This is a genomic window from [Mycoplasma] falconis (assembly GCF_006385795.1).
Lineage (GTDB): Bacteria > Bacillota_I > Bacilli_A > Mycoplasmatales > Metamycoplasmataceae > Metamycoplasma > Metamycoplasma falconis.
Genome location: NZ_VFSS01000008.1, coordinates 21,919 through 27,918 on the forward strand (window position 1 = coordinate 21,919; position 6,000 = coordinate 27,918).

Sequence of the window (6,000 nt, forward strand, 5' to 3'; positions counted from 1 at the left end):
TAATTAAGCATTTCAAATGAGTGCCGACTTAGCTCAGCGGTAGAGCAGCTGGCTGTTAACCAGTTGGTCGTTGGTTCAATCCCAATAGTCGGCGCCATTAAATGGCCCTATGGTGAAGTGGTTAACACATATGGTTTTCATCCATACATGCGTGGGTTCGAGTCCCGCTAGGGTCACCATTTGGAGAATTAGCTCAGTTGGGAGAGCATCGCCCTTACAAGGCGAGGGTCGTGGGTTCGAGCCCCTCATTCTCCACCATTTGTAGAAATACACCATGCACTGACGTGCATTTTTATTTCTTTATTTTGGTTAAGTAAAATAACAAAAAACCAGGTTAGCTTTTTAAAAAAGTTAATCTGGTTTATTTTATATATTTATCAATATCATAAACTTGTCTCAATTTTTCTAAATCGTTTTGATCTAAAATATTGTCTTGATAAAATATCTCGACATTTTCATGACGTGCAAAACAAGATTTTAAAATTTCAATTTTATTTAAATAATCTAAGGGAATAAAAATATAAGCCTGATATAAATCTTGGAGTAAATCAATTTGATCATCGTTAATAATATTTCTAATATGTTTATAAAAATGTTTTAATTCCATTATTAATTCTGGCTGTTTTAAAAGTAATTCGTTTAAAAATTGCGGAGTTATTTTTTTAGAATTTAAACTAGAAAAAGAAAAATCAGAATCTTTTTCTCATTTTCTTAAATACTTATTTTTAAATATATATTTCATTATTTATCTATTTTTTTAGCTAATTCTACAAAATTAGAAGGATTTAAAGCCGCTCCTCCAACTAAAAAACCGTCTAAATTTTTAACTTCATTTAAATCTAAAATATTAGTATCACAAACTGAACCACCATATAAAACAGGAACTTTATTATTAGTTATTTTTTTAATTAAATCAACAACATGTTGCACATAAGAAATATCCGGAACTCTACCATTACCAATACAGTAAACCGGTTCATAAGAAATAATTAAACGATGTAAAATATCAATTCCTTCTAAAGCAGAATTAATTTGTTTAGTTAAAACTTCTTCAACTCTTTGTTCTTCAAATTCTTTTAAATTTTCGCCGACACATAAAATTGGTCATATTTGACTATTTTCTAAGGTTTTAATTTTTTCATTAATAAGATTATCAGTTTCGCCAAACATCATTCTTCTTTCACTATGACCAATTAAAATAAAATCTAAACCTAGTTCAATGGCTGATCTAATTGAAACTTCGCCCGTATAAGCTCCTTTATTTTTATGAAAAATATTTTGAGCTCCAAATAAAAAATTTAAATTTGAATATTTATGTTTTAAAGAAATAGCATCATGTGAAAAAGCTGCTCCAACTTTTACATTTTTTAAATTTGCTTGTTTAATATTATCAAAAAGATCATTAACATATTTTTCACTTTCTAAATATGTTAAATTCATTTTTAAATTACCAATTAAGTATTTCATATTCCCTACTTTCAATATTAAATTTTATATTAATAGCAATTATTTATAAATCAAAAGTTCATTCAAATTTATATTAAAAATCTTTTTACTCTTATTAAATTAATTTACTTTTTATATTTTTAAAAAGATAACTTTATTTTTATTTATATAAAACACACTCTTTTTAAAAAAAGAATGTGTGCATATTTTTATCTTTATTTATTATTGAAACTCATATTTAAAAATATTTAAATATGTAGAAGGTGCTTCATGTTTTTCTTTCGAATCTTTATCCATTTTCTTTCAATAAGCAAACATTATTGCTAAACTGTTGTTATGTTCAGGACTAGTTCTAACTTCAAAGTAAATTCTTTTAACTTTGTCATTAGTTACTTTTTGAATTTTTGCTATTTCGTTAATATTAAATCCTACTCTATTATTTAATAATTGCTCTTCTGTAACAACTAAATCATAACCCTTACCGGCTTTGCCTTGCGAAAAAGGAACAATTAAATCATCAAATTCTTCATAAGGATGATAGAAAAAATCACTTATTAAATCGCCTGCCGATACTTCTTCTCCATAATTATTATTTATTAATAAATCATTTAAAAAGTCTTCAGGTAAATAAACGATGTGAAAAACTCCTTTTTGGTTATGTATTGTGCTTATTAATTGATTATTTAACTGTTTTTTATCTGCTGTTTTGTCGGTATTTTCAACGTAAACAGAAGTTAAAACAACTCTATAAAAACCTTTAATTTTTTTATCGTTATTTTTTAAATGATTTTGTAATTTTAGAGTTAGATTATTTTGAATGTCTTCGTTTTCGTTTGAACTATAACTAAGTTTTACTTTTTTAATCGGATTTTTATCTAAACCTTCTATTTTATTTTTAAGAGTTAATAAAGATGGGTTTTTAGATAAATATTCAGCATATTCAGCTTGTCTCTTATCTCAATCTTTATAGTAGTAATGAACTGAAATTGGAATAGCAACCGCTGCAACGGCGATAGCAGAAACCGGTATTAAAGCTCCTAAAAGTATTTTTTGTTTTTTATTCATTTTTTCCCCTTAATTTCTTTATTTTATTTGCCTTTATGTTATCACTTTTAAAATTTAACAAATTGATTTAACACAGTTAAACCCAAAATTAGCAATTAAATTTGTTAAATAGATTATTTTTTTAATTTTTGCATAAATAAAAGTCGGTTTTTGACCGACTTATTTTCATTAAAATTAAACTAAACGGTTGTAGTACTCAACGATTAATGATTCGTTAATGTCTTTAGCGAATTCGTTTCTTTCAGGTAATCTGTTAAATGTAACTTTTGTACCTTCTTTTGTTAATCAATCAGCTACTGTCATAACTTCTTCGGCTTCTTTAACATCTTTGTTGTTTACTAAAGAAGGTTTAATTTCGATAACTGATCCAATTTTAACTTTCATTGAAGGAATGTTAGCTTTGTGACCATCAACAGTAAAGTGTCCGTGGTTAACGAATTGTCTTGCTTGTGCTCTTGTTCTTGCTCAACCTGCTCTAAATACTAAGTTGTCTAATCTTGATTCAACCATTTGTAATAAAACAACCCCTGTAACTCCGTGTTTTTTAGAAGCTTCTACGAATAGAGTTTTGAATTGTCTTTCGTTTAAACCATACATAAATCTTACTTTTTGTTTTTCGTACATGTGTAATTGGTAATCTGATGGTTTTGATCTTTTAGCACCGTGTTGTCCTGGTGCGGTTGTACGTTTTTTACCTTTTGAGAATTCTTTATTATTTTCAAGTAATGATACACCGTATCTTCTTGATTTTTTGAACATAGATCCTGTAAATCTTGACATAATTTTATCCTTTCAAATTTTTAATTTGCAAGGTCTAATAATTCTTAAATAGAGTTCGGTCTTCTAATGATTTCGGTTTAACAGCTAACTTACTTTCAAATCTAAACAAAATCCGAGCTTAATATTTAATATTATTTTGCTGTGACATTGCGTTATAAATTTTAACAGATTAATACTAAAAAATATAATTATTTTTAATATTGTTAAATCTTAAAATTTACTTATAAAAAATAAGCAGTTTAATTTAATAAACCAACATATTTTAAAAGATTATTTAAATTATTTCAATACCGTTTAATTTAAGTATTTCTAACGTTTTTTTGTGAAATTCTTTTGCGTCATGATTTTCTTTATCAAAAGTAGCACAAGCATTGGCTTTAACTTTAATTGCTTTTTGCTTTTCGACTTGATTTAAGAAGGTTTTAGCTGAAATAGATAAACCTAAAACACAAATATCGGTGCAACAACCTACAATAATAAATTCATCATAATCAAATCATGTTTTAAGAGGAATATCTCAAAAAGCATTAGTTGTATTTTTAGTTAAAACTCAATTCGCATATGGTTTTAATTCATCAACAATTTCAGCTTCATAAGTTCCGGTTAAACAATGATCTGGATAATATGCCATTTCAAGATCATTAGGACTATGAGAATCGTTAATAAATAAAATATTTTCGCTTTTTTCTAAAACATTTTTAATTTCCGGAATGATATCTTTAATATTTTTATCAGCTAGCGGTCCAACCTTGGCAAAACCATTTAGCATATCAACAACAATTGTTAAACTTTTTTTCATGTTATCCCTTCTTAAATTATTATAATAATTTGGCTATTTAATCATTATATTTACTTTGCAAATTTTATAGCATTTTATTTGTTATCATTAACGATTGGAGAAAATATGTTTTATAAGTTAAATAAACCACGTGGTATTTCAAGTTTTCAAATGATAAAAAAATTTGCTAAGGAAAATAATATTAAAAAAATCGGACATGGTGGCACACTTGACCCTTTAGCTGAAGGTTTATTAATTGTGGCGACCGATGAAGATACTAAAACCCTTGGTTTTTTATTGGCTGACGATAAATCATATTATGTAAAAGCAAGCTTGCATCAAAGTTCAGCTAGCTTCGATGAAGGTGAAAAAATTACCTATTTAAATCGTCCTAAAATAACAAAAGAGCAATTAGTAGAAGGTTTAAAATATATTAAAAATACCAAAGAGCAAATTCCCCCAATTTTTTCTGCCAAAAAAGTTAATGGAGTTAGATCATACCAACTAGCCAGAAATAATAAGGAAGTAAATTTACACCCAGCTAAAATTGAAATTATGGAATTAGAGCTTTTAGATTTTGATTATAATAATCAAACTTTTATTATTAATACTAAAGTGTCAAAAGGAACTTATATTAGAAGTTTAATTCATGACATCGGTTTATATTTAAAAACTGACGCTGTTGTTAACATTTTAAGAAGAACAAAAGTAGGCTTAATTAGGCTAAATGACGATCTAAATTTTGAAGAAATTCATAATATTAATGACCTTTTTCCGGTATCATTAGTTAGGCTAAGCAAAGGAGAGCTTGATCTCCTTGCCAAGAGTCGAGAAGTGTTTATTAAAGAGCTCCAAAACTCTTGTGGATTTACAATGTTTACATACTGTAATCAAATAATAGGCTGGGGAGAAAATGATTTTGGGTTAGTTAAATTTACCAAAATCATTTTCACACGCCTAGATAAATTCATTCAAGGGAGAAAATCAAATGACTAAATATAAAATGATAGTTTTCGATATCGATGGAACGCTACTACCTTTTGGTGTAGACGAGCTAACTCCAAGAATGAAAGAAATGTTTGAAAAGTTAAAAGCAGAAGGATATATTAACGTTTTATGTTCAGGTCGTGATATTTTCACAGTCGGCAAACAAATTAATAATCCTTATGTTGATTACTTTGTTGGAGCAAACGGTACTTTTATTTTAGATTTAAAAACCGGAGAATATATATTTGAAAAAACTATTGCATATCAAGATTTTGTAAAATTCAGAGAATATGCAGAAGAACATCAATTACCTTTTTCTTTTGTTGGTAATAAATGAGGTTATTACAACGAACTATTTAATATCGATCATTGATTCTATCGTCCTTTTAAAGATAAATTTATTTCTGAAAAAGAATTTGAATCAAAAGAAGATAAAAATTACTTAATTACTATTTCTTCAAAAACACCCCATGAATTAGGTACAGCTTTATCTGAATTTTTTGAAGAAAATAACATGGATATGTGAGTTTTAGCTGAATGAGCTGGAGGAGTATTTATTTCTGCTAAAGGAATTACCAAAGCAACCGGATTAAAAATTCTAGGCGATTTATTAGGTATTACCTTAGATGAAATGGTGGCTTTCGGTGATTCGGAAAACGATATCGAAATGTTAGAAGAAGTAGGTCTAGGTATTGCTATGGGTAACGGCGAAGATGTAACCAAGGATGCAGCCAAAGAAATTTGTTTACCAGTTACCGAAGACGGACCATATTTCAAACTAAGAGAAAAAGGTTTCTTTAATTAAAAGCGGAACACCTAAACTAGGACAAAATTAGTGGACACATATATGTGTTCACTTTTTATATATTAAGGAGTAATTATGAAGCAATTAAAACAAGAAGAATGATTAGAGATTTTGATTCTTTATGAAGATTTCATAAATT

The 6,000-nt window shown here is 27.5% G+C and carries 7 protein-coding genes and 3 tRNA genes; 5 read left to right on the forward strand and 5 right to left on the reverse strand.

Translation table 4 applies throughout. From position 1 onward, the window contains the following. Positions 1 to 22: 22 nt before the first annotated feature. The 3 genes from FJO69_RS02370 (at position 23) to FJO69_RS02380 (ending at position 258) form a co-directional block, all read left to right on the forward strand. Positions 23 to 97: transfer RNA gene (locus FJO69_RS02370), tRNA-Asn, on the forward strand. A 6-nt stretch (positions 98 to 103) separates the two neighbouring features. Continuing rightward, positions 104 to 179 (forward strand) — tRNA-Glu (locus tag FJO69_RS02375). A 3-nt stretch (positions 180 to 182) separates the two neighbouring features. Next, positions 183 to 258 (forward strand) — tRNA-Val (locus FJO69_RS02380). Between the two features lie 103 nt (positions 259 to 361). Here the strand turns inward: FJO69_RS02380 and FJO69_RS07405 are convergent. From FJO69_RS07405 to FJO69_RS02405, 5 genes are all read right to left on the reverse strand, one after another. Then, complete coding sequence (locus FJO69_RS07405) at positions 362 to 742, reverse strand: hypothetical protein (RefSeq protein ID WP_140781453.1); 381 nt, start codon at positions 740 to 742, stop codon at positions 362 to 364. Then, entirely contained in the window at positions 742 to 1,467 is a 726-nt protein-coding gene (locus FJO69_RS02390) for a triose-phosphate isomerase (RefSeq protein WP_140781455.1), read from the reverse strand. Before FJO69_RS02390 ends, FJO69_RS07405 begins: the two co-directional genes overlap by 1 nt. 201 nt (positions 1,468 to 1,668) lie before the next feature. Next, complete coding sequence (locus FJO69_RS07410; protein ID WP_140781456.1) at positions 1,669 to 2,511, reverse strand: hypothetical protein; 843 nt, start codon at positions 2,509 to 2,511, stop codon at positions 1,669 to 1,671. Between the two features lie 174 nt (positions 2,512 to 2,685). Continuing rightward, positions 2,686 to 3,291, reverse strand: coding sequence for a 30S ribosomal protein S4 (gene rpsD, locus FJO69_RS02400; RefSeq protein WP_140781457.1), 606 nt, complete (start codon positions 3,289 to 3,291; stop codon positions 2,686 to 2,688). A 274-nt stretch (positions 3,292 to 3,565) separates the two neighbouring features. Continuing rightward, entirely contained in the window at positions 3,566 to 4,090 is a 525-nt protein-coding gene (locus FJO69_RS02405) for a cysteine hydrolase family protein (RefSeq protein ID WP_140781458.1), read from the reverse strand. 105 nt (positions 4,091 to 4,195) lie between these two features. On the opposite strand from FJO69_RS02405, the gene truB reads away from it, so the two are divergent. Both truB and FJO69_RS07415 read left to right on the forward strand, forming a co-directional pair. Beyond that, positions 4,196 to 5,065, forward strand: coding sequence for a tRNA pseudouridine(55) synthase TruB (gene truB / locus FJO69_RS02410; protein ID WP_140781459.1), 870 nt, complete (start codon positions 4,196 to 4,198; stop codon positions 5,063 to 5,065). After that, positions 5,058 to 5,861 carry a YcsE-related riboflavin metabolism phosphatase gene (locus tag FJO69_RS07415; RefSeq protein WP_140781460.1) on the forward strand — a complete coding sequence of 268 codons (804 nt, stop codon included), beginning with the start codon at positions 5,058 to 5,060 and terminating at the stop codon, positions 5,859 to 5,861. Before truB ends, FJO69_RS07415 begins: the two co-directional genes overlap by 8 nt. The last annotated feature ends 139 nt before the right edge of the window (positions 5,862 to 6,000 follow it).